Consider the following 26,732-nt stretch of genomic DNA (forward strand, 5'->3'; position numbering starts at 1 on the left):
ACCTCCACCAGCTATCCAAACAGTAAACGGAAAATGTCATTTTTGAGTGCAACAACAAAAATGAACAAAAAGAATGCAAGACCGATATAGGTCAAAATATTTTGTACCTTTACGGAAAGAGGACGGCGGATAATTATCTGGACAATCTCTATCAGTATCTTGCCGCCATCAAGAGGCGGAATGGGAAGCAAGTTCATAAAACCTAAAGACATCGAGATCATGGCGATGATCATAACAAGATTGGCAATTCCAGACTCAGCAGCCCGAGATGCCATGACCGAGATTCCGACTACCGAAGACGATTGATTAAGCACATTCATAGTCTGTGTGGGAATCAAAAGGCTTCCCGCAAACTGTGCCACCTTACCAGCATAGTTAAACGATGCCATAACCGCTTCGGAAAGAGAAAGTCGATACTGGGCCGCTGTAGGAGAAATGCCTATAACCTTTGCCTCCGGCTTGAGAGTGGGATTGATGGTCACTTCAAGATTCATACCGTCCCGCGTGTATGCCACAACCATCTCACGTTGCGCAGACAACGCCGAGTGAATCTCCTCGCTCATATCCGTCCACGTAGACACCGCTTTTCCATCAATGGCGGTAATGGTGTCTCCCGGCTTAAGACCTGCGAGCGCCGCAAGTGATTTCTCCTCAATGGCACCTATCTGTGGCGTATTTTGCGGAACCGCCACACCCACAACCATCAAAGAGCCTGCCACCAAAACCAAAGCAACGGCCACATTGACCACAATTCCGCCAAGAAGCATCACAATTCGCTTGGGAATGCTGGCACCAAGGTAGGTGTGAGAGCGTTCCTGGGCGAGAAAATCGTCTTGATTCATCTGTGGCTCATGGGGCTCTCCTGCCTTGGTTGAGCCGTCAAGGGTAAAATCATGGCCACGATCATATTCGGTTCTCAGCTTTGCATCACGTGCAAGGGTTTGATATTGAATAAGGGCCTCATCGTCCGTCTCGCCATTGTCCGTCTCACCGGTTTTGTGCGCCTCATACGCCTCAATTGCAGCCCAATCTGCAAGGACCTCTAAGGCTTCATAAGCAACATTGTTTTCAATGTTGAGCTCTGCGGCAACTTCGCCAACCGTAACGCGACCCTTTTTCTGCACATAGGCAAGCGCTGGTGCAAGATTGGCACTTTCAGCGCCCTCCATACCACAAATGCGCGTATAACCACCTAAAAGCAGCGGAGTTACTCCGATTTCGGTTCCATGCGAAGCGCTCTTATAGGAGAGCTTATAGCGAAACGGCATGCCTAAAAAGAACTCCGTTACCCGTACGCCAAACGCACGAGCCGCAAGATAATGGCCTGCTTCATGCACAAATACCAAAAGCGATAAAACAACCAATCCCCAAAAAACAGGAGATAAAATACTCAATATATTCAATTCTTATCCTTTCAACACACACGTCTGAGCAAGAGCTCGCGCATGCGCATCAATCTCAGAAAGCTGGGCAATGCTTTCGGTAGACTCTCTTGGAATTTTCTCTATAACGGACGAAACAATACGCTCAATATCAAGAAAACCAATTTTTCCGAGACGAAACGCCTCATTTGCAATCTCATTCGCAGCATTCATCACGCAAGGGGCAGTTCCTCCCGCCCTTCCAGCTTGCTTTGCAAGTGCAAGGCAACCGAACGTCTCTTCATCAGGCTCTGCACAGGTCAGAGGGTTGGTAGTCCCCCACAAAACAGGTTGGGCAACCCCCTGCCAGCGCTCAGGATAGCTCAGGGCATACTGAATGGGGATGCGCATATCTGAGGGGCCAAGCTGTCCTTTAACCGAACCGTCAACAAATTCAACCATGGAATGGATACGGCTTTGCCGATGAATCAACACGTGAATATCGTCGATGGGCGTTTCAAAAAGATGATGAGCTTCGAGTATTTCAAGTCCCTTATTCATAAGCGTCGCCGAATCAATGGAGATTTTTGCCCCCATTGACCAGGTTGGATGTGCAAGAGCATCCGCAACGGTAACGTGCGCTAGTTCTTCTCGACACTTGCCAAAAAATGGTCCGCCTGAACATGTCAGCCAAATTTTTGATACATCCGAGAGTTTCTCGCCGACAAGACATTGGAAGATGGCACTGTGCTCGGAGTCCACGGGAATAAGCTGACCGGGACGGACCAGCGGCATGAGAAGATCGCCACCGACCACAATGGACTCTTTATTGGCGTAGGCAAGAATCTTTCCCGCGGTAAGCGCTGCATATCCGGCATAGATACCCGCCTCACCCACAACGGCATTAACCACACAGTCAACATCCTCAAGCTCCGCAAGTGCGCACACCGCCTCAGAGCCGAAGGTGAGCTTACAGTTTGCAGGCAGATTGGCGAGAAGCGCATCATGACGACAAGACTCATCGGCAACGGCGACGCACGTGGGATGAAACTCATGCGCTGCTGCAACAAGCGCCGCACATGAAGAGTGGACCGCAAGCGCAACAACCTGCAGCCTATCTGTATGATGCCGGCATACGTCCAATGTCTGCTGACCAACCGAACCGGAGCAGCCCAATATGGCCACGCGCAAAGGACGCCGGCGCGACGCATGCGGTGCGGTGTTCTCAAAGATACTCATACAAGCAAAAACGCTCCCAAGAAATAGAACGAGAAGTTTAAGAATAACAGAGCGGCTACGCTCCCAAAAATCATCGAGTCAGAACGATCGAGAAGACCACCGTGGCCGGGCATTATGGAGCCTGAGTCTTTTATACCGACACCACGCTTAATGCGCGATTCAAAAAGGTCGCCAACAACCGCAAAAATGCCCTCAAAAAGACCAGCCACAATGCCCCACCAGATAGGCATATGGAAGGTAGGGCTCAACGTACTTATGAGGACCCATACTAAAACAGATCCTATAAGGCCGCCGTAAAATCCTTCCCAACTTTTATGAGGAGAAATACGGGGAGCCATTTTATGTTTTCCAAACTTAGACCCTATCAAAAAGGCAAACGAATCATTTGCCCAAACTGATACCATAACGGCCAAGGTAAGCCATGGAACAGAAAATGACGGTTCGTATGAGCGAAGCATCACTATGGTGGAATATGCCAGCGAAGTGTATACGGGACCAAAACAAGTTACCGCAACATCCGCAAGATTGGCACGGGGTGTCAGTACATACCAAGCTCCACAGAGTATAAGCAATATGAGCAGGGAGCTGAACATGCCATAGAATCCAAAACGAGCCAAGACGGGAAAAACGACCGCAAACGTGAGTCCCAAAGGCTCATTGGGCATGCGTCCGCCCAACCGGCAGATATGAAAAAACTCCGAACAACATACCCAACCCGTTGCCGCTATAAGAACCGTCGTGGCATCGTGGCCAACATAGAGACATGCCAGCACGGTAATGGCATAAATAGCACCCGACAAAGACCGCGTTAAAAGTTTTTCCGTTAGAACGCGAATACGTTGTCCAAAGAGATTTCCCTCTGCTCGAAGCGGTTCCTTTTTGGAGCGTCTATTCTCAAGCTTATCAATCTGTTTATCCAGTCCGGCGGCCTGCTCGGAGAATTGATGGGCAGCTTCGACGGTTTCGGCTGTTTCGGCTGTTTCGGCTGTTTTAGAAGTTTCGGCGGCTTCGGTGGCGTGAGAGCCCTGCGATAAAATATTTTTATGTTGTTTTTTCTCTGCCGTCATGACTGCGCGCCCCCAAAGCGTCTTTCACGCTTTTGATACGCCACAAGCGCACGTAAAAAATCCCAGCGAGTAAAGTCGGGCCACAACACTGGTGTGATGTAGAGCTCTGAATAGGCAATCTGCCAAAGAAGATAGTTGGAAAGACGCTTTTCACCCGAAGTTCTAATAAGCAAATCAGGATCGGGCAGACCGGCGGTATAGAGGTTCTTCTCGATATCTTCCGGTGTGATGGCTTCAGGATCAATACTCCCCTCTTGTGCTTGCTTGGCGAGAAGAGCTGCCGCTCGAGTAAGTTCTGCGCGGGCTCCGTAATTAACTGCCAGCGCGAAAATCATACCGGTATTGTCTTTTGTTTCAGTAAGCCCTCGTTGAAATGTCATGTATGTCTTTTTGGGAAGCGCTTCCAGATTTCCAAAAAAACGGAGCCGTACATTCTCTTGATGGAAAAGTGGCAATTCTTTGATGAGCGTTTCAGCAAAAAGTTGCATCAGAAAGTTAACTTCTTTTTGTGAGCGCCGCCAATTTTCCGTTGAAAACGCATATACGGAAAGAACGTCCAAGCCAAGACGGACTGCTGTTGTTACCGCTTCACGCAGCGACGTCACTCCTGCACGATGACCCTTTGTGCGCTCAAGACCTTGAGCCTTTGCCCAGCGACCATTTCCGTCCATAATGAGCGAAACATGTGCGGGTATACGACTTAGATCAAGGGCATCAAGTGAGATATCATCCGGAGCGTCCTTGTAATATGCAGCCAGCTTTGCCTTGTCAAACTGCATTTATATCTCCATGACCTCAGCGGTCTTGACCTTCAGAAGTCTTTCAATCTCTGCGACCGAATCGTCGGTGAGCTTTTGAATATGCTTTTTCTCGCGTGCCTGGTCATCTTCGGAGAGCTCTTCGTCACGCTCAATTTTGCCATTTATATCACGGCGGACATTTCTGATGGCAATACGCGCTTCTTCCGCCAAACCGGCACATTCTTTTGCAAGCTCACGGCGACGCTCTTCTGTAGGCATCGGGAATGGGAGGCGAATCGTGGCGCCATCGTTAGATGGTGTGATTCCCAAATCGGATGCCTCAATGGCCTTCTCGATAGCTTTAAGCGAAGTCTTATCCCATGGCTCAATAACCAGCAGTGAGGCTTCCGGTACTTTTACTGCAGCAAGCTGCATGATGGGCGTAGGCTGACCGTAATAATCAACTTTAATGGGATCAAGGGCATGCGGATTTGCTCGACCCGTACGCACGCGTGCGAAATTATTTTTGAGTGCCTCAATACCCTTATCCATTGAGGCTTTTGCTTTGTCAGTATAGACGCTCATTAGTCCTCCTCAATAACAGTTGTACCTACTTCTTTTCCGCAGATAGCATCATGAAAAACACCCGTGGTTGCCATATCAAATACCACAATTGGCATCTTATTATCACGGCAAAGAGCAATTGCCGCTGCATCCATAACCTTAAGCTCTTTGGTCAAAACGTCCTTGTACGTTACGACGTCATATTTAACGGCATGAGAATTTGTCACCGGGTCACAGTCATATATGCCATCGACCTTGGTTGCCTTCATAAGAGCTTCCGCTCCTATTTCACATGCGCGAAGTGCAGCCGCAGTATCGGTTGTAAAGTAGGGATTACCGGTTCCTGCAGCAAAAATAACAATACGACCCTTTTCAAGATGGCGAATTGCCCGACGGCGAATATACGGTTCTGCAATCTGCGACATGGTAATGGCGCTCATGACACGGCAGTACATACCGTTTCTCTCAAAGCAATCTTGCAGGGAAAGTGCATTGATGACGGTCGCGAGCATGCCCATGTTGTCACCTTGAGCACGATCCATACCCGCAGCAGCCTGAGAGACGCCACGGAAAATGTTTCCGCCACCGACAACAACCGCAATCTGGACGCCTGACTCCCATACCGGCTTGATTTCTTTGGCAAGCTGTTCAGGAACAGAAGGGTCAATTCCAAAGTTCTGCTCGCCCATAAGAGCCTCACCAGAAAGCTTTAGAAGAACTCTCTTGTATTTGTATTCTGACAAGATTTCCTCCATCCACACGCAAACATCTAACCGTTCATTATTTTATCAGACGCTCTGTTTGGCATTCGTCTCAGACAGCCATTCCTTCGGTAAGCCTTCGTCCCAGACAAATTCGCCTCAGACAGCCATTCTCCCAGTAAGCATTCGCCTCAGTAAGCGCGAATGTGGTATACAAAAAAGAGCCAACTGCAAGCAGCTGGCTCTTTTGTCTACGACGATAATTTTTACTCACCAAAAGAGAAGCGAACGAAGCTGACAACCTGAACGTTATCATCAACTTTCTTGGAAACAAGCTTTGCATATTCACCGATGGTCATATCCGGATCCTTTACAAAGGCCTGCTCGGTAAGGACGCTCTCCTTGTAGTACTTCTCAAGGCGACCCTGTGCCATGCGCTCCTGAATTGCCTCAGGCTTACCGGACTCGGCAGCCTGTGCCTTATAGATAGAAAGCTCATGCTCAACAATATCGGAAGGAACATCCTCACGACGTGCCGCAACAGGCGCAGCGGCTGCAACCTGCATGGCAACATCATGGGCAAAATTCTTGAAGTCTGAAGAGTCGCGTGTTTCAGGCTTGTTAAACTCAAAAGTCACCAATGTGGCCAGCTTGCCACCAAGGTGAACGTAGCCGGCAAGGGCACCGGATTCAACCTGAGTGCGTGCAAAACGCAAAATGCGCATATTCTCACCGATGTTGTGGATCTTGTCGGTGAGAGCCTCCTGTACCGTGCCCTCGCCAAACTTTGCCGCGAGAAGAGCGTCAACATCGGCAGGATCATTTTCAACAACAGCTTCGGCAAGCTCAGACGCAAAGCCGGTAAACTGCGGGTTGGTACCAACGAAGTCGGTCTCGCAGGAAAGCTCAAGAATTGCTCCCTTTGTACCATCAGGCGAGATAAACGTTGCAATTGTACCTTCATTAGTCTCGCGACCGGCACGCTTAACGGCCTTGGCGACACCCATAGTGCGAAGGATATCAACTGCCTTGTCGATATCGCCGTCTGCCTCAACAAGTGCCTTCTTGCACTCCATCATAGGAGAACTCGTCATATCACGAAGCTGCTTGACAAGAGCTGCAGTAATTTGTGCCATGTCCCCTCCTTAGGGGTCGTAGGAATACCTGTCTTAGAACTTATGAAGCGCTTATGCGCTCTGCGTAGCCTTACTCAGCCTCAGGTGCTGCTGGCGCCTCGTCTGCCTGAGGAGCAGCCATTTCTTCCGCTGAAATCTGCTCTTTGCCACTGCCGGCAAGAATTGCGTCTGCGGCAAGCTCGCACATCAGCGAAATGGAACGGATGGCGTCGTCGTTTGCGGGAATACCGTAGTCAACCACATCAGGATCGGAGTTTGTATCGAGAAGCGAAACCACGGGAATGTGAAGGCGATTGGCCTCACGAATGGCATTCTCTTCTCGCTTGGAATCAATTACAAAAAGTGCGTCCGGAAGCTTGTTCATATCACGAACGCCGCCGAGGTTAAGCTTGAGCTTTGCGAGCTCCTTGTTGCGAAGAGCCTGCTCCTTTTTAGGAAGCGCCTCCATGCGACCATCCTCAACCATAGCCTCAAGCTCTTCCATACGCTGGATTCGTGAGCGCATGGTAACAAAGTTGGTCAACATACCGCCGAGCCAGCGCTGGTCAATATAGGGGGCATTTGCACGCTTTGCCTGTGTTGCGACGGGCTCTTGAGCCTGCTTTTTAGTTCCGACAAACAAAATGGTTCCGCCTTTTGAGGCAAGATCTTTAAGGAACGTGTACGCCTTGTCGGCACCCAGCATAGTCTGCTTAAGGTCAATAATGTAGATACCATTGCGATCGCCAAAGATATAGGGCTTCATCTTAGGGTTCCAGCGACGAGTCTGGTGACCATAGTGGCAACCAGCATCAAGCAGTGTCTGGATAGTAATCTTTGCAGCCATAGATAACCTCCTGGTTTAACCTCCGCACGAGGTCGGCCTTATCAAATCCACTCACAGTCTGGCTCGAACTCTGAGCACCACGGATGATAAGTAGTCGTGCGTGTGTGATTGTGCCGCTTGGTAGCGACAGACCGTGCATTTACACAGCCGGGCGATAGTATACCACGACCCGCTACAATTCCGAGCGCGGATGAGCTTGTTTTGCAGCATCTTTGAGTCTCTCTATCGAGAGATGCGTATAAATTTGAGTTGTCGAAAGACTCTGGTGTCCGAGAAGCTCTTGTACAACACGCAAATCGGCTCCACCACTCAGCAGTTCTGTTGCAAATGTATGTCTCATTGCATGAGGCGTGAGCATTGGATCAAGGCCTGCCTTCTTCACGTAAGTCTCAAACATTTTACGCAAAACATCGGCGCTCATGCGATGTCCTCTTATGGAGACAAAAAGAGCTTTCTCTTCTCTTGGATTTCGCAACGATTTTCTCCCCTTTCCAATAAGCTGAGATCGAGCTCCATACATATATGCCTCAAGCCAATCGCGTGCCGTTTTGTAGAGAGGAACGTCTCGCTCCTTAGATCCCTTGCCAAAAAGCCTTACCACACCTTGGCTCATGTCTACATCTTCTCTGTCTAAATGAGATATCTCTGAGATTCGAGCCCCGGTAGCGTACATACATTCAAGAATTGCTCTGTCTCGAAGTCCTACGGCAGTATCGGTATCGCACGACAATAACAGCTTTTGAACATCTTCATCCGACATGGTTTGCGGAAGTCGGCGAGAAGTACGTGGGCTGGTAAGAATTAAAGAAGGGTCCACTTCAAGATATTTCTCTTTATTGAGCCACTTGTAAAATCCCCGTAAAGCCGAGAGATGCCTATTGAGTGTACGCGCTGAATAACGTGCCTGGTCAAGATAGGACAAATACGCGCGAAGACTTCTGTGCGTGGCTTGCAGAGGATCAAGCTCTTCTCGCTTGCACCATGATATATATGAAGCTAAATCTACAGAATATGCCCTGGTTGTGTTATCGGATAAGTTTCTTACCGTTCTCAGATACGCAATGAACTCATCAACATATGAGTTTGCGGGCGAATTGTCAGAGGTTTGTGACAAGAGCATCACCTTCTAGTACAAAAATATCATGACGTGTACTGAGGTACTCATCAAAGTCTCTCTGTGCTCGTTGCGTCATACGCCGACGTCGCTCATCCTTCTTTTTTATTTCTTCGTCCAAAGGCGGGAAAAGCCCAAAATTCACGTGCATGGGTTGATATTCTTTGGTATTGGGATCTGTGGCATACGAGACAAGAGAACCAAGCGCACCGGTTTTTGGCAAACAAATCTCAGGCGCGGCGATAAGGTCAGCATAGGTATTAAGCGCCGCAAGCAACCCCGATGCGATTGCCTCGACATAGCCCTCCGTACCGGTAAGTTGTCCGGCAAGTCGTATGTGGGTATGGGGAATTGCAAATGAAGGAGTAAGGGCATGGGGTGCATCTACAAAAGAATTTCTATGCATAACACCATAGCGCAAAAACTCTGCCTCCCCCAGACCGGGAATCATCGAAAAAACTCGCCGTTGCTCACCCCATACGAGGTTGGTCTGAAAACCAACCAGATTATATGCCGTAGCATCCGCATTCTCAGCACGAAGCTGAACAGCAGCCCACGGACGCCGTCCATCTCTTGGATCGGTAAGCCCTACGGGTTTAAGCGCACCAAAACGAAGTGAATCTACTCCGGTACGCGCCACCTCCTCAATGGGTTGACATGCTTGAAAAAGATCCCTTTGCTCAAACTCATGCGAAACCACACGACATGCAGCCAAAAGCTCTTGAATAAACATCCCATATTCGTCCTTATTCAAAGGGCAATTGAGATAGTCGCCTTTCTCGCCTTCGCTGTATCGTGATTGCGCAAACACAATAGAACGATCAATGCTATCGGCAGCGATGATCGGTGCCGCCGCATCATAAAACGACATGCGATGAGTGCCAAGACGCTGAGAAATTGCGTCGTAGAGACTATCCGAGCAAAGGGGGCCAGCAGCAATTACGCAAGGTTCCGCTGGTATTTCCACCGCTTCCCTACGCTCGACTCTGATGAGCGGATTCGATGAAATAGCAGCAGTTACCATGGAAGAAAATTTTTCTCTGTCTACCGCTAACGCTCCGCCGGCAGGAACCGCAGTGTCTTGTGCAAATTGCAGAAGAAAACTTTTCATTCCGGCTAATTCCCTTTTCAGAATGCCTGCGGCGCTCTCCTCCTTTGTTGACTTCAGTGAATTTGAGCAGACGAGCTCCGCAAAATTACTTGTATGGTGCGCCGGCGATTGTTTGGTAGGCCTTTGTTCTATAAGCAAGACCTCTATGCCTCGAGCCGCAAGCTGAAGCGCGCACTCGCTGCCCGCAAGACCTGCTCCTATAACGGTTACTTGTTTTTTCATACTATCCTTCAGGTACGCATTTTTGGTTTGTCTACTAATCCTAAATGATACTCGCGCGTTGGGGTATAGCGACCGTCGGGCAACCTTTGAATGATTCCGGATGCTTCAAAGTCTGTCAGAGTTCTCATGAGGGTCAACACATCCTCCCCTAATCTCATAGCCAATTCCTCTGGCCTGCTCGGTGAAGCGAGAAGTGCGGAAATAATGCGACTTTTAGGCGAAGTTTGGTCTTTTTGCGCCCGAGCAACGGTTCCAAAATCGAGAGCAAGAGACACGGCAAGTGAACTCTCGTCTGAAATAATTCTTGCTCCTTCAGAAATAAGTCGATTGGTTCCTGCTGAGGTGGGAGAAAAAATTGATCCTGGAATTGCATACAGTGCTCTGCCTAAATCTATTGCGGCTTCCGCCGTTGTCATAGTTCCTGAGCGAATGCCCGCCTCTGTCACAACAAGAACAGATCCAAGTGCTGCAATAATGGCGTTTCTTCTTGGAAAGGCAAAACGACGAGGCGGGGTTTTCCACGGATCCAAGGACAGAACCACCCCTTGTTCTTGAGCGGCTAAAATAAGGGGTTCTGAAGAGCGCGGATAGATAACGTCAGCACCACATCCAAGTACTACAATTGTCTTTCCTCCCGCTGACAGAGCGCTCATTCCTGCTGCAAAATCACAACCCATAGCGCCTCCGGAAACAACGGTAACACCACAATCCACCGCAACTCTCGCCGTCATTTCTGCAATGGCAATTCCATAGGGAGTTGCCCTGCGCGCTCCAATCACTGAAAGCATCGGAGCTGAGAGTAACGTTGGATCGCCTATGCCATATAAAACTCTCGGTGGAGAATGTAGGTCTTCAAGACATTTTGGATAGTAGTCATCTCCGCGTGTAAGTATCCATCTCTCTGCCATATATCCACTACCTTAAAATCCGTGAACGAAATGCTACCGCTTCGCTCAGATCGTCTTTTGTTACAAGCTCATGGTGCTCAAGATCAGCCACCGTTCGCGCAACGCGAGAAACCCTGGCAATTGATCTGCCTCCTAAAGACAGACCTCTGGCATAACGCTCAAAAAGCCGTTGAGCTCCTTCTTCAAACACAGCGCGTTGATCTCCTTTGGATTGTTGTTCTTCTCGCCAACGCCGATACTCGCGACCTGATATCACCAGCTGCCTCATCTCTTTTGAAGTAAGACCTCTATCTCCTTCAATAACTTTGGTTGACGAAGGCCTCACAACATCGCACACAATATCTATCCGATCCATAAGCGGACCCCCTATTTTTGACTGATATGTATCAATGCGTGCCGGAGTGCAAGTACAAAGATGGTCCGGGTCGCCGCAAAAACCGCAGGGACAAGGGTTAGCTGCAGCCAATAATTGAAAATCACAAGGAAATGTATATAAACCATCAACGCGTACGAGCCGGACCTTCTTGTCCTCTAACGGCTGACGCAAAGCCTGCAGCGTATTGGTTGCAAACTCCGGCAGCTCATCGAGAAATAAGACACCCTTGTGCGCAAGTGATACCTCCCCTGGTAAAACAGGTCTTCCTCCTCCAATGAGGCCACCCAAAGATATTGAGTGATGCGGAGCTCTAAATGGCCTCATACCATGAGCCAGTAATTTTGAAGACTCACCGGCTACTGAATGTATAAGAAGCGCTTCTTGTAATTCGTCTTGTGCAAGTTTTGGAAGAATCGATAAGAACCGCCGTGCAAGCATGGTTTTTCCTGAACCCGGTGGCCCAACCATCAACATGCCATGCGATCCAATCGCAGCAAGAACAAGCGCTCGCTTAGCAAGTTCTTGATCGATAACGTCTCCAAATTCAAGATCTTTTCCACAGCTTTCAGAAATCTTCGGATTTCTCATGCCTCTTTGGCAATATCGTTGTAGTTTGACGTGCATACATAGGTCACGTAAAGATTGGATGGCATAGACGTGTTCTGTATGTATGCCGGCTAACTCACTTTTATCGGAGATAACCAAATTATTTTGTAAATCATGGGCAAGTGTGGCGTATGCGATTGTCCCTCTTACAGGAGAAACATCACCGTTAAGCGTAAGCTCTCCAACAAAAATGTTATCTCGAAGAATCTCTTCAGAAAGCTGACCTGTAGCAACAAGAATTGCAACGGCCATAGGCAGATCAAATCCTGAGCCGGTCTTTCTCATATCAGCCGGCGAAAGGTTTATGGTAATGTGTCGTCGAGGAATGGCAAAACCGCAGGCATTGATGGCACACCTTACCCGAGAACGCGCCTCAAGAACCGCTGAGTCCGGCATTCCTACCACAGTTACGCCAGGGATACCTCCCGCAACGCTTGCCTCTACGTTTATCGGAACAGACTCAATTCCTCTAATCGTTGCAGTTCTCACGCAAACCACTTTTGAACTAGACATTTTCATCCCAGCTAAAAGCACCAATGAGGTGTCTGAGACTTGCATTGTGTTCAGCAACAAGATTGATAGCAATCACATCGAAACGGATCATACTCACTTGTCCATGAAACGCAAGGTAGAGCAGAGCCATCTTTCTATACATTCGTTGTTTTTGCGCGGTAACGGCTAATTCAGGCATGAGATTTGCATCTACTTGAAGCATCCTTCGAGTCTTTACTTCAACCATGACATACACATCACCATCTTGAGCAATAATATCTGCTTCTCCGCCGCCCTTGCACCTCCAGTTCCTCTGTATGATTTTGTAGCCGCGCTCGGCAAGATAATCGGCTGCAAGTTGCTCTCCCATTGCTCCTATTTCCCTTCGGGAACATTCAGATAGCAGCCTTTTGGATAATACAGACTCATTACCTGTAGCGCCGTTAGGCTCTTTTTTACTTTTCCCCATACCGTTCATGAGCTCTCCTTCTACCTCTTCTGGAAGAGCAATCATGACAGGTGTATCTGACAGATATCTGACCGCTATCTGACTGATATCTGACAGATGTTTTCAACATAAAAAACTTTGATATCAAATTTTGAAGAGTTGTGAACAATCGCTGTACATACGGCTTAAAAATTCCAATGCACCTACACCAACACGCACGAGTAATTAAGTACTTGATTTAATACCCATTAAAAGAGACGGGGTCCCTTCGCAAAATTTCCACAAAAGGTTGTACGATGAATCGGTGTAAGACCATAATCGGCAATTGCTTTAATATGATCGGCTGAAGCATATCCCTTGTTTTGGGCAAAGTGATATGCCGGATATTGTGCATCATAGTCAACCATAAGGGCATCTCGGGATACTTTCGCAACAATAGAAGCGGCAGCAATGGATGCTATTTTTGCGTCACCTTTTACAATGGTCTTCTCACGAGGATGTACGTGAACCGGATTTCCATCAATAAGAACACAATCGGGGTCTACCCCCGTTTGTTCAATGGCAATCTCCATTGCTTTTCTGAGCGCAGCAGACATACCAATTTCGTCTATTTCTGCAGGTTCAATAAAAGCCATTCCTATCGCAAGAGCAACTTTTGCAATCCGTGCGGCAATAGTTTCTCGTCTTGCAGCGCTCAGTTTTTTTGAATCGTTTAAACCATCAATGAGAGGCGTATCCGAAAGCACCACGGCACCAACCGTTAAAGGACCGGCGACCGGCCCCCGCCCAACTTCATCGACACCAACAATAATGCCGGAGCCCCCGAGCTTGCGCTGAAGGGTATACATTGCTTGCACGCGAGAGTTCTCAACGGCAGAGCGCTCTAGTCTTCGTTGCGCAGACTCTAGGGCTTGTTGAACTTGTTTGCGCGGATCCTCGGCATAACGCTCGGAAAGAGCGGCAATCTCCGATGCGGACGCATCACTTAAAAGAGCTGCTATCTCTTTTGCGGTAAGCCGAGACGAATCAAATGCCACCATACTCTCCCGCCATACAAAAAGCCGCCCATACGGACGGCTTTATCATAAACCAATTGCTTCTAAAACTAGCGCTGCTCACGAAGACGAGCTGCCTTACCAACGCGATCGCGAAGGAAGTACAGTTTAGCGCGGTGTACAACACCATGACGAACAACCTCAAGCTTAGCGATCTTGGGACTGTGAAGCGGGAAAGTACGCTCAACACCAATACCAAAGCTGATCTTGCGAACCGTAAAAGTTTCACGAGATCCGGCACCAGAAAGACGAATGATATCGCCCTGGAAAACCTGTTCACGGGTACGGTCACCCTCAACGATGCGATAGTGAACCTTGACATTGTCACCAACACGAACAGCAGGAATATCCTCGCGGATCTGCTGGCGCTCAATTGCGCGAATGTAGTCCATAATTCCTCATTTCTAGAGGTGCCGACGCGACCGCGAGCGACACATAGTTCAACACACAGGTGAAAAGTATATTAGACCAAGCGCTTCTCCGCAAGAACAACACAAGATTTTTATTGCCCCATTTTTATTGCCATATGTATAAAAACCTTGGTATTCACAAATTCATAGCGAGAAACACGTAGTTTAGCCCCTATTTTCTGGAATAGTTGCCTCTTCTCTCCCTCCACGACCTTGGAAGTCTTAATTCTTCAAAGGTACGGGTAGCATATCTGTCAGTCATTCCCGAAACGAAATCCGCAACTTGAAGTTCAGGGTTTTCCGCATCATGAACCGTATACTCAGCAGGTATTTCATTGGGATGCGAAATAAAGTAATCAAAGAGCTCGATAATGAGATCGTATGCCTTCGGCTCTTCATATTTTGCATCACCATTTGCATAAAGGTTTTCGAAAAGAAATGAACGCATCTGCATCATGGCAGTCCATATAGTATCTGACATGCGGATATCTCCACACTGAGCGCTTTGCTCCACGATATCGTGAACCATGGTTTCAATGCGCTCTGAGGACGAATTGCCGAGAAGAGCTCTTGGACCTGCCGGAAGTGCTTCTTCGGTAAGCAACCCCGCGCGCTTTGCATCATCGATATCATGCGTAACATATGCAATCCGATCAGCGATGCCAACTACCTGGCCTTCTGCTGTCATGGCTCGGAGACTACCCGAGTGACAGCGAATGCCGTCAACTACTTCTCGGGTTAGATTAAGTCCTCTGCCATTGCGTTCAAGAAGATCCACGATACGGGCGCTTTGTTCGTTATGCGCAAAGATTCTTTGATTTTTCGGATCAAGCGGATCCAAACCGCGATACAGAGCAATTGCTGTTGAGAGCGCTTTCTCGCCAATATGACCAAAGGGAGTGTGTCCAAGGTCATGACCTAATGCAATGGCTTCAGTGAGATCCTCATTGAGCCCCAACGGACGTGCAACAGAGCGAGAAATTTGTGCCACTTCCAGCGTGTGGATTAAACGGGTTCGATAGTGGTCTCCTTCTGGCGCAAGAAATACCTGCGTCTTATGGGCAAGACGTCTGAAACTCTTGCTATGCAAAATACGATCTCTGTCACATTGATAACAGGTACGAAGCGCATCAGGCTTCTCGGGAATCATACGCCCCTGTGAACGATCAGAAAACGCCGCTTCCTCAGCAAGGAATTCATGTTCGCGACGCTCAAGTTCTTCTCGCGTGAATGCCTTCATGAAGCCTCCAAACCCAGCACAACACTCAGATACGATTCTCGTCAAAGTCTAACAGAAAAGGAGGATGCCCGAAGACACCCTCCTCATCATATCGACGAAAACTCGATACGTACTTCTTATGCCTACAGCCTACTACCTAAAAGCTTACTTGGTAGCAATCTTTTGAGGACCACCATTTGCCTCAAGCTTTGCCTGAGCTGCAGAAAGACGTGCAATAGGCACGCGGTATGGCGAGCAGGACACGTAATCGAGACCAAGGTTGTAGTACATGTGGATGGACTCAGGATCTCCACCGGTCTCACCGCAAACACCAATGGTGAGGTTTGGATTACCCTTGCGGCCACCCTCAACCCCCATACGGACAAGCTCTGCAACACCCTTATCAAGCGTAGCAAACGGATTGGTTTTAACAATCTTGCGCTCCAGATAAAGAGGCATAAAGGCAGACTCAACGTCATCGCGTGAGAATCCGAGACATGTCTGGGTAAGGTCATTGGTACCAAAGGAGAAGAAGTCAGCATGCTTTGCAATCTCCTCAGACATGATGGCAGCACGAGGCAGCTCGATCATGGTGCCAACAGGAATGTCAAGCTCAACACCATATTCAGCCTCAACCTGCTTAATGGTATTCTCGACCTCTTCACGTACCTGTACAAGCTCCTCTTCAAAGCCAACAAGAGGAACCATGATTTCAGGACGAGGATTGAGGCCAACGCGCTTAAGCTCAGCTGCAGCAGATGCAATGGCGCGAACCTGCATAACATTGAGCTCCGGATAAACAATACCAAGACGGCAGCCGCGAAGTCCGAGCATGGGGTTTGCTTCCTGGAATGCATCAAACTTAGCGAGAAGGGCACGCTTAGCGGCAACGTCCTTACCCTGCTCTTCATCATGTGCAATCTCAACCTCAAGATCACGTGGAGAATCCAGGAACTCATGCAGAGGAGGATCAAGCAGACGCACGACAACGTCTTTGCCGTCCATTACCTTGAACATGCCAAGGAAATCACCCTTCTGGGCGCGACCAAGCTGCTCAATGGCAAGCTGCTTAACATCTTCAGAATCGGCCAAGATAAAGTCCTGAATAAGGTGCTTGCGCTCACCGAGGAACATATGCTCGGTACGGTCAAGACCAATTGCCTCTGCACCATTATCAAGCGAAGTCTGTGCGTCAGCAGGATTATCCGCATTTGCACGAACGCCAATATTGCGGCCACGCGAGCTGTCAAGACGAATCTCGTCGGCCCACTTCAAGATAGTTTGAAGATCGCCGGAAAGCTCTGGCTGGACAAGATCAACAGAGCCGAGAATAACATCGCCGGTAGTGCCGTCAATGGAAATGATATCACCCTCATTGACTACCAAATCCGAACCGGCAACGGTAAAGCGCTTGTTGGCTGCATCAATGCGAAGGACATCAACGCCGCAGACACACGGAGCGCCCATACCGCGGGCAATAACTGCAGCATGGCTGGTCTTACCACCGTGGGAAGTCAAAATACCTTCAGCGGCTACCATGCCGTGAAGATCGTCGGGCGTGGTTTCCCAACGAACCAAAATACAAGGCTTGCCGGCCTCGGCGTACTTCTCGGCATCAGCTGATGAGAAGACGGCAGCACCGACGGCAGCACCAGGAGAAGCATTCAGACCCTTGGCGATAGTCTCATACTTGGCGTTGGGGTCAAACTGTGGGTGCAAAAGTTGATCGAGCTGCTCAGGGGCAACACGAGTAACGGCCTGCTCTTTGGTGATGCGGCCTTCCTCGTACATCTGAATGGCAACCTTCAAAGCAGAAAGTGCCGTACGCTTACCAACACGGGTCTGGAGCATCCAGAGCTTGCCGTTTTCAATGGTAAACTCAATATCCATCATGTCTGCATAGTGATCCTCAAGAATCTCAAACACGTGGAAAAGCTCTTCTCCTGCCTGCTTAAGTGCGGGAACTTTAACCAAATCGGTAATAGGCTCAGTGTTGCGAATACCGGCAACAACATCTTCACCCTGTGCATTAACCAAGAAATCGCCGTAGCGCTCGTTTGTTCCGTCAGCCGGGTTACGCGTGAAAGCAACGCCTGTTGCAGAGGTCTCGCCCTTATTACCGAAAACCATAACCTGAACGTTGACGGCCGTACCAAGATCATCAGGAATCTTGTTCTGCTTACGATAGAGAATGGCGCGATCGTTCATCCAAGAACCAAAGACCGCCTGCTCCGCAAGGCGAAGCTGAAGATATGGATCAGAGGGGAATACCGCAAAACCACCCTTAGAAACTTCAGGATGCTCTTTAACATCAACGTTTGCTGCAAAGATACCCTTAAACCACGTTACCAGCTCACGAAGATCGTTTGCTGTGAGTTCCGTATCAAGTGTAACACCCTTCTCGGCCTTCTTAGCAGAAATTGCATCCTCAAAGAGCTGACCGGAAACGCCCATAACAACACCAGAGAACATCTGGACAAAGCGTCGATATGAGTCCCACGCAAAGCGCTCGTTTCCTGTTTGCTTAATAAGACCCTGAACAGACTCATCATTCAAGCCAAGGTTCAAAACGGTGTCCATCATGCCGGGCATAGAAAATGGAGCGCCCGAGCGAACGGATACAAGAAGCGGGTCTTCCTTGTCACCCAACTTTTTACCCATACGCTCTTCAAGATCCTGCATGGCTGAATCAATTTCATCAAGAACACCGTCGGGCCATACATTACCGGCTGTCGAATACGCAACGCATGTCTGGCAGGTAATTGAAAAACCCGGAGGAACGGGCAGACCGATCTTGGACATCTCGGCAAGGTTGGCACCTTTTCCACCAACAATCCACTTTGCCTCATCTACGGATGCGCCGGCGACCTCAGTCACATCGTTTCCGGCATGATCCTTTCCGAAGCTGTATACATGCTTCTCAGACATAACACTCCAAACCTTTTAAAACCAGACACGCCGAAGCGTGCACTTACAACACGACACTTGTGGATTAGACCTCACAACAAAATCCACATCGAACTATTTTATCAAGCTTAAGACTCTTTGAGGTCTGTTATACGGTAAACGGCTTTATTTAACCGCTCACAGATTTTTATATTTGAAGCATAATGAAGTATGCAACAAATGCTATAACTGCGACCCACATAAGAGGCTTCACCTTTTTTACATTGCCGGTTACAAGAGCAACAATCACGTAGAAGATAAATCCAAACCCGATACCGTCTGATATAGAGTATGTAAGTGGAATTCCAGCGATAACCATAAATGCGGGGAATCCCTCAAGAAGATTATTCCAGTCTATCTCGGTCACTTCAGTCATCATCAAAAAGCCCACAAGAACAAGGGCACCTGTTGTAGCACATGAATCAATGACAGAGATAAGTGGTGCAATGAATGCAGCTGCAAAGAAGCATAAACCCGTGAAAACGGAGGACAACCCGGTACGTCCACCGTCAGCTGCTCCTGAGGCAGACTCGATGAATGTGGTAATTGAGGAGGCACCAAACAAACCACCAGCCGCAGCTGCTGCGGAGTCAACGATAAGAATCTGTTTGATGTCCTCTACTTCTCCGTCCTTGGTAAGAAATTCTCCCTGCTTTGCAATTGCCATTGCAGAACCCATAGTGTCAAAAAAGTCAGACATCATAAGTGAAAAAGCAAACACGAGAAGTACCGGAGTAGTCAAGACTTTCACAATACCCATAACACCATTGGTGTCGGCTTGGAAAGGGGCTCCAAACGATGAAAAATCAAGACCTGAAATAATTCCTTCAGGAACTGCCGTCACTCCCAATGGAATGCCGGTAAGAACCGCCAGAATAATACCTATAAGCAGCGCACCCTTTACCTTTGCGGAATAGAGAATCACGGTAGCAACAATGGAAACTAAGCCAACTATAAACGTTGGTTTGAAAATGTCACCGAGCGCAACCATAGTTGACTCATTGGCAACAAGAATCCCTGCATTCTTAAGGCCGATCATTGCAATAAAAAGGCCAAGGCCCACCGAGATTGCATGGCGCAACGAAACGGGAATTGCATTCATGATTGCCTCACGAAGCCCGCAAAGAACCAGCAAGAGAATTGCAAGGCCCTCTATAAAAATAACCGCCATTGCAGCATGCCAGTCTCCATTGGTTATTTGGGAAAGAGTAAAAGCAACAACCGCATTGACTCCCATACCTGAAGCGCAAGCAAGTGGCCTATTTGAAAAAAGTCCCATACAGATTGTCATAACGCCGGCACCAATACATGTAGCCGTGATTGCTGCACTTAAAGGAATTCCGGCGACCTCAAGAATACCTGGGTTTACGGCAATGATATATGCCATTGCTAGAAATGTTGTAAGTCCTGCTCGTAATTCTTGGCCTACAGAAGATCCGCGTTCCTGTACCTTAAAGAACTTTCCCATCACGTACTCCTCTCCCAGATAAACCAACTAGAAACATATTTGCAAGATCTAAACACCACTTGACCCAAAACCACCGGCACCACGATCAGTTTGATCCAGCTCATCTACCTCAACAAGCTGAACAACGGGAACTTTTTGAATTACAAGCTGGGCAATACGTTCTCCCCACTCTATATGGATTGTCTTTTTTGCATCAAGATTAACCGCGCAAACCTTAAGCTCTCCACGATAGTGAGCATCGACAAGACCAGGGGTATTGGCCATTGAAAGACCCTCACGATATGCAAGGCCACTCCTCGGTTGAACAAACCCCGCGTATCCATCTGGAATTGCAATAGCAAGACCCGTTGCAATGAGACGACGCTCGAATGGTTTTAAATCAAGCTCTTCTGCACTACGGAGGTCTAAACCAGCATCTCCGCTATATGCATACGAAGGAAGTTCCACGGAAGGATCAAGACGTTTAATAGGAAGCTGGATGGTGTAGGTATCATCATGACAACTCATTGGTTTAAGCTCCTTAACTCTTCACTAAATTCATCTACATCTTTAAAATCCCGATATACTGAAGCAAAACGAATATATGCAACCTTATCGAGAGTAACGAGCTCCTTTAAGACGGCGCTTCCAAGATCTTCTGATGAAACTTCGTTTTGCCCGCCGTCACGAAGACTGGACTCAACGGAATCAATAAGTGTCCCAAGTTTCTCAATGGGAATATCTCGTTTTACGGTAGCCGCAATAAGACCTCTCATAAGCTTTTGCCGGTCAAAAGGTTCTTTATGACCATCTTTTTTCAGCACTACAAGAGGCGTTTCTTCTCGTCTTTCATACGTTGTAAAACGATAGCCGCACTCTATGCATTCACGGCGTCGCCGTATGGCATCATTATTGTCAGAGGAACGAGAATCAACAACTTTTGATTCTTCACATCCACACTTTGGGCAATGCATAATATCCTCTCTGTCAGCATATCAAGAAGATACCATGTATTTTATAAAAAGAAGTTCAGAGTTACGAATCCAACTCCAAAAAAGTATCACTATTCTCAATAATCATCACGCAACAGGAATCTTTAACAGCTGACCGGAAACCAACCTATCCGAAGAAATATGGTTAATCTTTTGAACATAGCGAACCATATCTGTTGTAGAAACTCCAGAAACGTTATGATCTTCTGCAATTTTCCAAAGAGAATCTCCTGGCTGCACCATAATTGTCTCCACGGGAGCATATTGGAGTTTATCTAAAACTTCATTTTCAATTGCCGCTGCGCGTAAGTTGTATGTTGAAACAAGAAAACATACTATTGCAACTAACGCAAGAGCTGCCACAAATAGCTGTTTTCTCGAAAGAGGACAATATGAGGCGCTTGACCGCTTATTAAGAAATTCTGCCGATGTAGCTATATCTTGTGCTACAGAAGCCCCTCCCTCAAGAAGCGTAAACTCACAAGGTTTTGAGGCTAGCGCCGATGTGCCATCAGATATGCATCGATTAACGTATTGCTTTTTCATATTTCAATCCTTTCCGAAATGTTCCTCGGAATGGTTATACCTAACCGGCCGGACAACAATTGAATCGAACGTCTGTACTTAATATAAACCGCACATTTGTTCGTGTCAATAAAAAATTAGAACATTCGTTTGATTTTTATATAGAACAGGTGTATGATACGTTTACCAGTAAAGGAGGTTTCTATGCCCAAAGGAAAACTCAGTAAGCGTCAAACAGCTATCTATGAGTATATTTGCTCTTACACAGACACACATGGATATCCACCTTCAGTACGAGAGATTGGTAAAGCGGTGTGTCTCGCTTCACCTTCAACCGTTCATATGCACCTTAAGGTACTTGAGGAACTTGGGTTTATCAGCCGAGATCCTAAGAAGCCTCGCACTATGAAAATAGTTACCAATCAAACATCTGACAATCAATCTACCAACAAACTTTCTTCCATTTCTCAAGATTTAAATAGCAATGTCATAACGTTGCCTGTAATTGGAAATGTCGCTGCAGGTACTCCAATCCTTGCAGAACAAAATGTTGAAGATAAGCTTTCGCTACCAACTAGTATCGTTGGAGATTCAAGCACTTTTATTCTTCGTGTTCATGGTGAATCTATGATTAATGCTGGAATTTTTGATGGTGACTACATCATTGTCAAAGAGCAGGCAGAAGCTCACGATGGGCAAATTGTCGTCGCCCTTATTGATGACTCGGCAACCGTTAAGACATTCTATCGGGAAAAAGATCGTATTCGTCTCCAGCCAGAAAATGACACAATGGCTCCCATCTATGCAAAGAATCCTCGAATTCTAGGTATTGTGACCGCTCTTATTCGCTCCATCGTATAGGAGCAGCTTTGGATACATCTGAGCTCTCGCCAAAGAATCATACTGAAGGTCGTGTTGTATTTTTTGATATTTGGCGAGGGTTCGTCATTGTATCGATGGTTTTATTTCATTTTGTATATGATCTCGTTTACTTGAGCAGTATACACTTGTCGTGGTTTGCCTCTCCGTTTATTGACATCTGGCGCGCCAGTATATCGTGGTCATTCCTTTTTATTGCAGGATCTATGTGCGCATTCTCAAAGAACGCTCTCAGAAGGGCGTGTCTCTATGGCACTCTTGCGGCTCTAATTTTTTTGATTACTTCACTTGTCCGCGTTGATGTCCCTATTTCGTTTGGCATCATTTTTTGCATGGCAGGCTCTACGTTACTGGAAGCTATTCTTCAAAAGTTTCACATTACCCTACAAGGATATATTCCGGCAGCCATCTTCTTTTGTATATTCCTTTTTACGTTGCGCCTTCCTTTTGGAACGATAGGAATTGGCCCTCTCAATATACAAATCCCGCAAATTTTATATACCTCTGATTTCTTCGCTTGGCTTGGCTTTCCAAGCAAATACTTTTTATCCGGTGATTACTATCCTTTGCTCCCTTATGCAATGCTCTATCTCTGTGGAGCTTCCTTTAATAGATCAGCTCTTAAACACGGATATCCACACGCTCTTATGAAGCTGTCTTGTCCCATAATTTCTGAAATTGGTAAACATCCTTTAAGCATATATCTTCTGCATCAGCCTCTTTTGCTGCTACTTGTCAATCTGCTTACCGGAAGAGCCTTGTTTTAGGAGCACGTAAAAGGGCTTAGAGTTGCTTGCATTTGTTTGTCGGCACGGACAGTCATCTGCAATCCGCTGGCCTGATAGCATGTACGAATTATCTGACAGCGCTCGTGCACCATATGGATAAGAAAACCTTGGTCAAATGGAATACAAACATGCAGCGTTTTATCGTCTTCACCGGCGATATGGGCAATCGTATACAAAAGCCCACGTAAGCCCATCGCTTTTTGGGCAGAAATAAAGACCGCATCAGGATATAACGTGCGCATTTTTGCAAGATTGTTGGTATCGAGAAGATCAATCTTATTAAACACCAGCAATTTTTTATGCGCAGAAACCTTGATATCATTCAAAATCGAAGTAACCACTTCGATTTCCTTATCAAAATTTTTATCGGAAGCGTCCACAACCAAAAGAATCAAATCGGCTGCCTGAGCTTCAGCAAGTGTTGACTTAAACGACTCAATTAACGTCGTAGGCAACTTCTGAATAAAGCCTACGGTATCAGTGAGGGTAATCTTTCTCCCCTCTTCCAGCGTAATAGTGCGCGTCGTTGGATCAAGTGTTGCAAAGAGCTCGTCTTTTGCATACACCGATGCATTCGTAAGCTGGTTTAAAAGTGTTGATTTCCCTGCGTTAGTATATCCGGCAAGTGAGACGCTAAAGATGCCGGAATCCCACCGCAACTTACTCTGTACTTCTCGCCTCTTCTCGAGATTTCGAAGCTCATGTTGAAGCATGGAAATCTTATCGCGGATTAGGCGTCGGTCAATTTCAAGCTGGCTTTCGCCTTGGCCAAAACGACTTCCGATACCTCCGCGTGTCTGCTCACCCACTAAATGACTCCACATTCCTCGAAGCCGAGGAAGAACATATTGCAGTTGTGCAAGCTGCACCTGGAGTCTGCCCTCACGTGTTTTTGCGTGCGTTCCAAAGATATCAAGAATCAAAGCAGTTCTATCAATAATCTTTGTTGGCGAACCTACTATTTTCTCAAGATTTGATTGTTGAGATGGAGAAAGCTCGTCATCAAAGATAACCACATCAACATTCAGATTCCGAACAAAAGAGACAAGTTCTTCTGCCTTGCCTTTACCGATAAAAGTCTTTGAAACAGGAGTGTCGAGCCGTTGGGTTAACGTAGCAACTACCTCTGCGCCATCAGTTTCAGCAAGTCGTGCAAGCTCTGCCATAGAATCTTCGAGCGACCACTCTCGCCTTCCGTATTCAACACCTACAAGCAGCGCCCTTTCGGGAACAGGTTCTGTATCAAATGGTTTAAATCGACTCATGACAACCCTTTTCAATCTCTGAAAGAATGGTCTTCGTCGCTTGCTCTATCCCCATTGTATCCATATCAAGCCATCTAACACGGCCGTCGCGCTTAAGCCAGGAAAGCTGGCGTTTAGCATAGTGGCGCGTATGTTGTTTCACGGCCTCAACTGCTTCTTCCTGTGAAAGCTTACCTGACAGATAGAGCAAAACTTCCCTATACCCAATTGCCTGACCGGCGGTACTGTTTTCCTCAAATCCCTGTGATTTAAGACGTTGAACCTCATCTATAAGACCCATTGAGAACATACGCTCAACTCGCTCGTCTATTCGTGTATACAGACGCTTCCGATCCATCACAAGACCCCAGATCAGGGCGTGATAGTAAGGAAGATGGCCTTTTAAGCCTCTGTGATGTTCTGCATATGAAACCCCTTCATCGAGCATTTCAAGTGCACGTATCACACGACGCACATTGTGCGGATGGATAAGTTCGGCGCTTGCCGGATCTCGATCACAAAGAAGCTGGTACAGCGCAGCGGGACCGTCCGTTTTCGCACGTTGCTCGTACAAAAGGCGACTTTTTGAGCCTACTGTTCCTGAAGGAAAGTGCATCTGGTCAATCACGGCATCTAAGTAAAGGCCGGTTCCTCCACAAAGAATGGGGATTTTTTGCGCGGCGAGAAGCGCGTCTATTTCAAGGCGAGCATCCTTCTGAAATAGTTGCACGGAATATTCTTGTGTTGGGTCCACTCTATCAACCATCAAAAGAGGCACTGCTCGCTCATGCTCAGGAACTTTTGCCGTTCCAATATCCATTCCTTTATAGACCTGCATTGCATCAACCGAAACAACCGAGGAATGCAAATTTTTTGCTACTTCCTCAGCAAGAGCACTTTTTCCCGAGGCGGTTGGACCAACAATGCAGACGACAAAAGGACAATCTCTCATCGAGGTTCCCCTTGAAGCGTTCCCTTGAGGTACCACGTACGAGCTTTTTCAACATACACATCAACTATTTTTCCAATGTAATCATCGCTCACGTGACCTTCCGGAAGAACAAAATGTACCGTCTGGTTCTTCTCGCTATGTCCCACCATAACGCGATTATCGCGCTTTGAGGTGTTCTCAACCAATACAGACACCGTTGTATGCAGATCCTTCTGATTTGCCTCAAATGCCTGCTTTGCCACAAGATCGGTCAATCTATTAAAGCGCTCCTGAATAACCTCATGGGAAGTATTGTCCTCAAACTTTGCAGCAGGAGTTCCCGGACGCTTAGAATATATAAACGTGTACGCCGAGGAATACGCAGCTTCTTTTACCAGCGAAAGAGTCTGTTCAAAATCTTCTTCGGTCTCCCCTGGAAAGCCCACGATAATATCGGTAGAAAAGGCAATATCCGGCATGGCCGCCTTAAGACGATGCACCAGGTCAAGATATTCTTCCCTCGTATAGCTTCGGTTCATCTTTTTCAAAATCCGCGTGGAACCGCTTTGTACCGCAAGATGCAAATGAGGCATAACGGCAGGCGTTTCTTTCATTGCAGCAATGGTTTCGTCGGTAAGATCTTTTGGATTAGAAGAGGTGAACCGAAGGCGCTCAATACCGGTTTTACCCACTGCCCGAAGAAGCTCGGCAAACCGAGGCGTTCCATATAGATCTCGACCATACGAATTAACGTTTTGACCCAAAAGAGTGATTTCGCGTACCCCGTCGGCCACCAGGCGCTCGCATTCACCGACAACCGCCTCAAACGTCCTGCTGCGCTCTCTGCCACGAACATACGGCACGATACAGTAGGTACAGAAATTATTGCATCCCGTCATAATGGGTACCCATGCGTGAAATACTTGATCTCGATGACTCGGAAGATCCGTCGAGAAGCCCTTGTGCTCCTCACTGGTATCAACTTTGACAGAATCGTCATCATCTGCAAAAGCGGCACTTAAAAGTGAAGGAACACTTGCAAGAGCGCTGGTTCCAAAAACCACGTCAACTGCGGGAACTTTCTTCTTAAGCGCTTCTCCGTCACGTTGCGCAATGCATCCGCCAATGGCAACAACACGCTTTCCCGACGGAGGCGTAGGAGCGCTAACCATAGCCGACGCCTGTCCATAAAGACGTTGATCGGCATTTTCACGGACACTGCAGGTCATGAATATAACGATATCCGCATCGTCAGTACTCTCTACCTCATTACAGCCACACACATCCAAAAGCCCACGTACTCTCTCAGAGTCATGAAGATTCATTTGGCAACCGAATGTTTTTATATGGTATGTCTTTCCAACGAGCTCTTCAGCTTCATACAT

26 protein-coding genes are annotated in these 26,732 nt (G+C 47.5%); 2 read left to right on the forward strand and 24 right to left on the reverse strand.

The annotated features are described in order from the left end of the window. Nucleotides 1–11: 11 nt before the first annotated feature. The 21 genes from ATORI0001_RS01010 to ATORI0001_RS01110 form a co-directional block, all read right to left on the reverse strand. Nucleotides 12–1,403 carry a site-2 protease family protein gene (locus ATORI0001_RS01010; protein WP_003148180.1) on the reverse strand — a complete coding sequence of 464 codons (1,392 nt, stop codon included), beginning with the start codon at nucleotides 1,401–1,403 and terminating at the stop codon, nucleotides 12–14. Between the two features lie 3 nt (nucleotides 1,404–1,406). Further along, nucleotides 1,407–2,600: a 1-deoxy-D-xylulose-5-phosphate reductoisomerase gene (gene dxr / locus ATORI0001_RS01015; protein WP_003148147.1), complete on the reverse strand. Its 1,194-nt coding sequence runs from the start codon at nucleotides 2,598–2,600 to the stop codon at nucleotides 1,407–1,409. Next, nucleotides 2,597–3,667, reverse strand: coding sequence for a phosphatidate cytidylyltransferase (locus ATORI0001_RS01020; protein ID WP_003148394.1), 1,071 nt, complete (start codon nucleotides 3,665–3,667; stop codon nucleotides 2,597–2,599). Before ATORI0001_RS01020 ends, dxr begins: the two co-directional genes overlap by 4 nt. After that, complete coding sequence (locus ATORI0001_RS01025; RefSeq protein WP_003148333.1) at nucleotides 3,664–4,446, reverse strand: isoprenyl transferase; 783 nt, start codon at nucleotides 4,444–4,446, stop codon at nucleotides 3,664–3,666. Before ATORI0001_RS01025 ends, ATORI0001_RS01020 begins: the two co-directional genes overlap by 4 nt. Continuing rightward, the gene (gene frr, locus ATORI0001_RS01030) at nucleotides 4,447–4,992 is read right to left on the reverse strand and encodes a ribosome recycling factor (RefSeq protein ID WP_003148412.1); all 546 of its coding nucleotides are present in this window, start codon (nucleotides 4,990–4,992) and stop codon (nucleotides 4,447–4,449) included. Further along, nucleotides 4,992–5,714: a UMP kinase gene (gene pyrH / locus ATORI0001_RS01035; protein WP_141752206.1), complete on the reverse strand. Its 723-nt coding sequence runs from the start codon at nucleotides 5,712–5,714 to the stop codon at nucleotides 4,992–4,994. Before pyrH ends, frr begins: the two co-directional genes overlap by 1 nt. Nucleotides 5,715–5,938: 224 nt before the next feature. Then, nucleotides 5,939–6,808: a translation elongation factor Ts gene (tsf, locus tag ATORI0001_RS01040; RefSeq protein WP_003148249.1), complete on the reverse strand. Its 870-nt coding sequence runs from the start codon at nucleotides 6,806–6,808 to the stop codon at nucleotides 5,939–5,941. Nucleotides 6,809–6,878: 70 nt separating this feature from the next. Further along, complete coding sequence (gene rpsB, locus ATORI0001_RS01045; RefSeq protein WP_003148456.1) at nucleotides 6,879–7,634, reverse strand: 30S ribosomal protein S2; 756 nt, start codon at nucleotides 7,632–7,634, stop codon at nucleotides 6,879–6,881. 172 nt (nucleotides 7,635–7,806) lie between these two features. Beyond that, the gene (gene xerA, locus ATORI0001_RS01050; protein ID WP_003148829.1) at nucleotides 7,807–8,748 is read right to left on the reverse strand and encodes a site-specific tyrosine recombinase/integron integrase; all 942 of its coding nucleotides are present in this window, start codon (nucleotides 8,746–8,748) and stop codon (nucleotides 7,807–7,809) included. Next, on the reverse strand, nucleotides 8,732–10,081 hold the full coding sequence (trmFO, locus tag ATORI0001_RS01055; RefSeq protein WP_003148294.1) for a methylenetetrahydrofolate--tRNA-(uracil(54)-C(5))-methyltransferase (FADH(2)-oxidizing) TrmFO: 1,350 nt from the start codon (nucleotides 10,079–10,081) through the stop codon (nucleotides 8,732–8,734). The genes xerA and trmFO overlap by 17 nt, the downstream gene beginning before the upstream one ends. An 8-nt stretch (nucleotides 10,082–10,089) precedes the next feature. Continuing rightward, nucleotides 10,090–10,989, reverse strand: a complete 900-nt coding sequence (locus tag ATORI0001_RS01060) for a DNA-processing protein DprA (RefSeq protein ID WP_003148587.1) — start codon at nucleotides 10,987–10,989, stop codon at nucleotides 10,090–10,092. Between the two features lie 7 nt (nucleotides 10,990–10,996). Next, complete coding sequence (locus ATORI0001_RS01065; RefSeq protein WP_040324406.1) at nucleotides 10,997–12,484, reverse strand: YifB family Mg chelatase-like AAA ATPase; 1,488 nt, start codon at nucleotides 12,482–12,484, stop codon at nucleotides 10,997–10,999. Further along, nucleotides 12,477–12,977, reverse strand: a complete 501-nt coding sequence (locus tag ATORI0001_RS01070) for a YraN family protein (RefSeq protein ID WP_081450652.1) — start codon at nucleotides 12,975–12,977, stop codon at nucleotides 12,477–12,479. The genes ATORI0001_RS01065 and ATORI0001_RS01070 overlap by 8 nt, the downstream gene beginning before the upstream one ends. A 182-nt stretch (nucleotides 12,978–13,159) precedes the next feature. After that, complete coding sequence (locus ATORI0001_RS01075; RefSeq protein WP_003148767.1) at nucleotides 13,160–13,951, reverse strand: ribonuclease HII; 792 nt, start codon at nucleotides 13,949–13,951, stop codon at nucleotides 13,160–13,162. Nucleotides 13,952–14,016: 65 nt separating this feature from the next. Further along, the gene (rplS, locus tag ATORI0001_RS01080; RefSeq protein WP_003148389.1) at nucleotides 14,017–14,358 is read right to left on the reverse strand and encodes a 50S ribosomal protein L19; all 342 of its coding nucleotides are present in this window, start codon (nucleotides 14,356–14,358) and stop codon (nucleotides 14,017–14,019) included. A gap of 190 nt (nucleotides 14,359–14,548) precedes the next feature. Then, nucleotides 14,549–15,616: a deoxyguanosinetriphosphate triphosphohydrolase gene (locus tag ATORI0001_RS01085; protein WP_003148171.1), complete on the reverse strand. Its 1,068-nt coding sequence runs from the start codon at nucleotides 15,614–15,616 to the stop codon at nucleotides 14,549–14,551. 144 nt (nucleotides 15,617–15,760) lie between these two features. Next, nucleotides 15,761–18,523: a pyruvate, phosphate dikinase gene (ppdK, locus tag ATORI0001_RS01090; RefSeq protein ID WP_003148506.1), complete on the reverse strand. Its 2,763-nt coding sequence runs from the start codon at nucleotides 18,521–18,523 to the stop codon at nucleotides 15,761–15,763. Between the two features lie 166 nt (nucleotides 18,524–18,689). Beyond that, the gene (locus ATORI0001_RS01095; RefSeq protein WP_003148590.1) at nucleotides 18,690–20,009 is read right to left on the reverse strand and encodes an NCS2 family permease; all 1,320 of its coding nucleotides are present in this window, start codon (nucleotides 20,007–20,009) and stop codon (nucleotides 18,690–18,692) included. Nucleotides 20,010–20,057: 48 nt separating this feature from the next. Then, the gene (gene dut / locus ATORI0001_RS01100) at nucleotides 20,058–20,516 is read right to left on the reverse strand and encodes a dUTP diphosphatase (protein WP_003148699.1); all 459 of its coding nucleotides are present in this window, start codon (nucleotides 20,514–20,516) and stop codon (nucleotides 20,058–20,060) included. After that, on the reverse strand, nucleotides 20,513–20,962 hold the full coding sequence (gene nrdR / locus ATORI0001_RS01105; protein WP_003148766.1) for a transcriptional regulator NrdR: 450 nt from the start codon (nucleotides 20,960–20,962) through the stop codon (nucleotides 20,513–20,515). Before nrdR ends, dut begins: the two co-directional genes overlap by 4 nt. 105 nt (nucleotides 20,963–21,067) lie before the next feature. Next, nucleotides 21,068–21,526: a LysM peptidoglycan-binding domain-containing protein gene (locus ATORI0001_RS01110; protein WP_003148209.1), complete on the reverse strand. Its 459-nt coding sequence runs from the start codon at nucleotides 21,524–21,526 to the stop codon at nucleotides 21,068–21,070. Between the two features lie 183 nt (nucleotides 21,527–21,709). On the opposite strand from ATORI0001_RS01110, the gene lexA reads away from it, so the two are divergent. Then, nucleotides 21,710–22,366 carry a transcriptional repressor LexA gene (gene lexA, locus ATORI0001_RS01115; protein WP_003148268.1) on the forward strand — a complete coding sequence of 219 codons (657 nt, stop codon included), beginning with the start codon at nucleotides 21,710–21,712 and terminating at the stop codon, nucleotides 22,364–22,366. An 8-nt stretch (nucleotides 22,367–22,374) separates the two neighbouring features. Further along, the gene (locus ATORI0001_RS01120; protein WP_003148190.1) at nucleotides 22,375–23,151 is read left to right on the forward strand and encodes a heparan-alpha-glucosaminide N-acetyltransferase domain-containing protein; all 777 of its coding nucleotides are present in this window, start codon (nucleotides 22,375–22,377) and stop codon (nucleotides 23,149–23,151) included. Here the strand turns inward: ATORI0001_RS01120 and hflX are convergent. The 3 genes from hflX to miaB are packed head-to-tail and all read right to left on the reverse strand — an operon-like array spanning nucleotide 23,148 to nucleotide 26,732. After that, the gene (gene hflX / locus ATORI0001_RS01125) at nucleotides 23,148–24,437 is read right to left on the reverse strand and encodes a GTPase HflX (protein ID WP_003148624.1); all 1,290 of its coding nucleotides are present in this window, start codon (nucleotides 24,435–24,437) and stop codon (nucleotides 23,148–23,150) included. The two genes, ATORI0001_RS01120 and hflX, sit on opposite strands and share 4 nt — an antisense overlap. Continuing rightward, nucleotides 24,424–25,368, reverse strand: a complete 945-nt coding sequence (gene miaA / locus ATORI0001_RS01130) for a tRNA (adenosine(37)-N6)-dimethylallyltransferase MiaA (RefSeq protein WP_003148289.1) — start codon at nucleotides 25,366–25,368, stop codon at nucleotides 24,424–24,426. Before miaA ends, hflX begins: the two co-directional genes overlap by 14 nt. Next, a complete protein-coding gene (gene miaB / locus ATORI0001_RS01135; protein ID WP_003148191.1) occupies nucleotides 25,365–26,732 on the reverse strand; it encodes a tRNA (N6-isopentenyl adenosine(37)-C2)-methylthiotransferase MiaB in 1,368 nt (455 codons plus the stop codon). The genes miaA and miaB overlap by 4 nt, the downstream gene beginning before the upstream one ends.

Origin of the sequence: Lancefieldella rimae ATCC 49626, from assembly GCF_000174015.1 — a bacterium.
Classification (GTDB): Bacteria; Actinomycetota; Coriobacteriia; order Coriobacteriales; family Atopobiaceae; genus Lancefieldella; species Lancefieldella rimae.

Bases quoted from the DNA above. Each gene is read 5' to 3' on its own strand.
- dxr (WP_003148147.1), bottom strand. From the start codon at position 2,600: ATGAGTATCTTTGAGAACACCGCACCGCATGCGTCGCGCCGGCGTCCT.
- ATORI0001_RS01020 (WP_003148394.1), bottom strand. From the start codon at position 3,667: ATGACGGCAGAGAAAAAACAACATAAAAATATTTTATCGCAGGGCTCT.
- ATORI0001_RS01025 (WP_003148333.1), bottom strand. From the start codon at position 4,446: ATGCAGTTTGACAAGGCAAAGCTGGCTGCATATTACAAGGACGCTCCG.
- frr (WP_003148412.1), bottom strand. From the start codon at position 4,992: ATGAGCGTCTATACTGACAAAGCAAAAGCCTCAATGGATAAGGGTATT.
- tsf (WP_003148249.1), bottom strand. From the start codon at position 6,808: ATGGCACAAATTACTGCAGCTCTTGTCAAGCAGCTTCGTGATATGACG.
- rpsB (WP_003148456.1), bottom strand. From the start codon at position 7,634: ATGGCTGCAAAGATTACTATCCAGACACTGCTTGATGCTGGTTGCCAC.
- trmFO (WP_003148294.1), bottom strand. From the start codon at position 10,081: ATGAAAAAACAAGTAACCGTTATAGGAGCAGGTCTTGCGGGCAGCGAG.
- ATORI0001_RS01060 (WP_003148587.1), bottom strand. From the start codon at position 10,989: ATGGCAGAGAGATGGATACTTACACGCGGAGATGACTACTATCCAAAA.
- ATORI0001_RS01065 (WP_040324406.1), bottom strand. From the start codon at position 12,484: ATGTCTAGTTCAAAAGTGGTTTGCGTGAGAACTGCAACGATTAGAGGA.
- ATORI0001_RS01070 (WP_081450652.1), bottom strand. From the start codon at position 12,977: ATGATTGCTCTTCCAGAAGAGGTAGAAGGAGAGCTCATGAACGGTATG.
- ATORI0001_RS01075 (WP_003148767.1), bottom strand. From the start codon at position 13,951: ATGGTGGCATTTGATTCGTCTCGGCTTACCGCAAAAGAGATAGCAGCT.
- rplS (WP_003148389.1), bottom strand. From the start codon at position 14,358: ATGGACTACATTCGCGCAATTGAGCGCCAGCAGATCCGCGAGGATATT.
- ATORI0001_RS01085 (WP_003148171.1), bottom strand. From the start codon at position 15,616: ATGAAGGCATTCACGCGAGAAGAACTTGAGCGTCGCGAACATGAATTC.
- ppdK (WP_003148506.1), bottom strand. From the start codon at position 18,523: ATGTCTGAGAAGCATGTATACAGCTTCGGAAAGGATCATGCCGGAAAC.
- ATORI0001_RS01095 (WP_003148590.1), bottom strand. From the start codon at position 20,009: ATGGGAAAGTTCTTTAAGGTACAGGAACGCGGATCTTCTGTAGGCCAA.
- dut (WP_003148699.1), bottom strand. From the start codon at position 20,516: ATGAGTTGTCATGATGATACCTACACCATCCAGCTTCCTATTAAACGT.
- nrdR (WP_003148766.1), bottom strand. From the start codon at position 20,962: ATGCATTGCCCAAAGTGTGGATGTGAAGAATCAAAAGTTGTTGATTCT.
- ATORI0001_RS01110 (WP_003148209.1), bottom strand. From the start codon at position 21,526: ATGAAAAAGCAATACGTTAATCGATGCATATCTGATGGCACATCGGCG.
- lexA (WP_003148268.1), top strand. From the start codon at position 21,710: ATGCCCAAAGGAAAACTCAGTAAGCGTCAAACAGCTATCTATGAGTAT.
- hflX (WP_003148624.1), bottom strand. From the start codon at position 24,437: ATGAGTCGATTTAAACCATTTGATACAGAACCTGTTCCCGAAAGGGCG.
- miaA (WP_003148289.1), bottom strand. From the start codon at position 25,368: ATGAGAGATTGTCCTTTTGTCGTCTGCATTGTTGGTCCAACCGCCTCG.
- miaB (WP_003148191.1), bottom strand. From the start codon at position 26,732: ATGTATGAAGCTGAAGAGCTCGTTGGAAAGACATACCATATAAAAACA.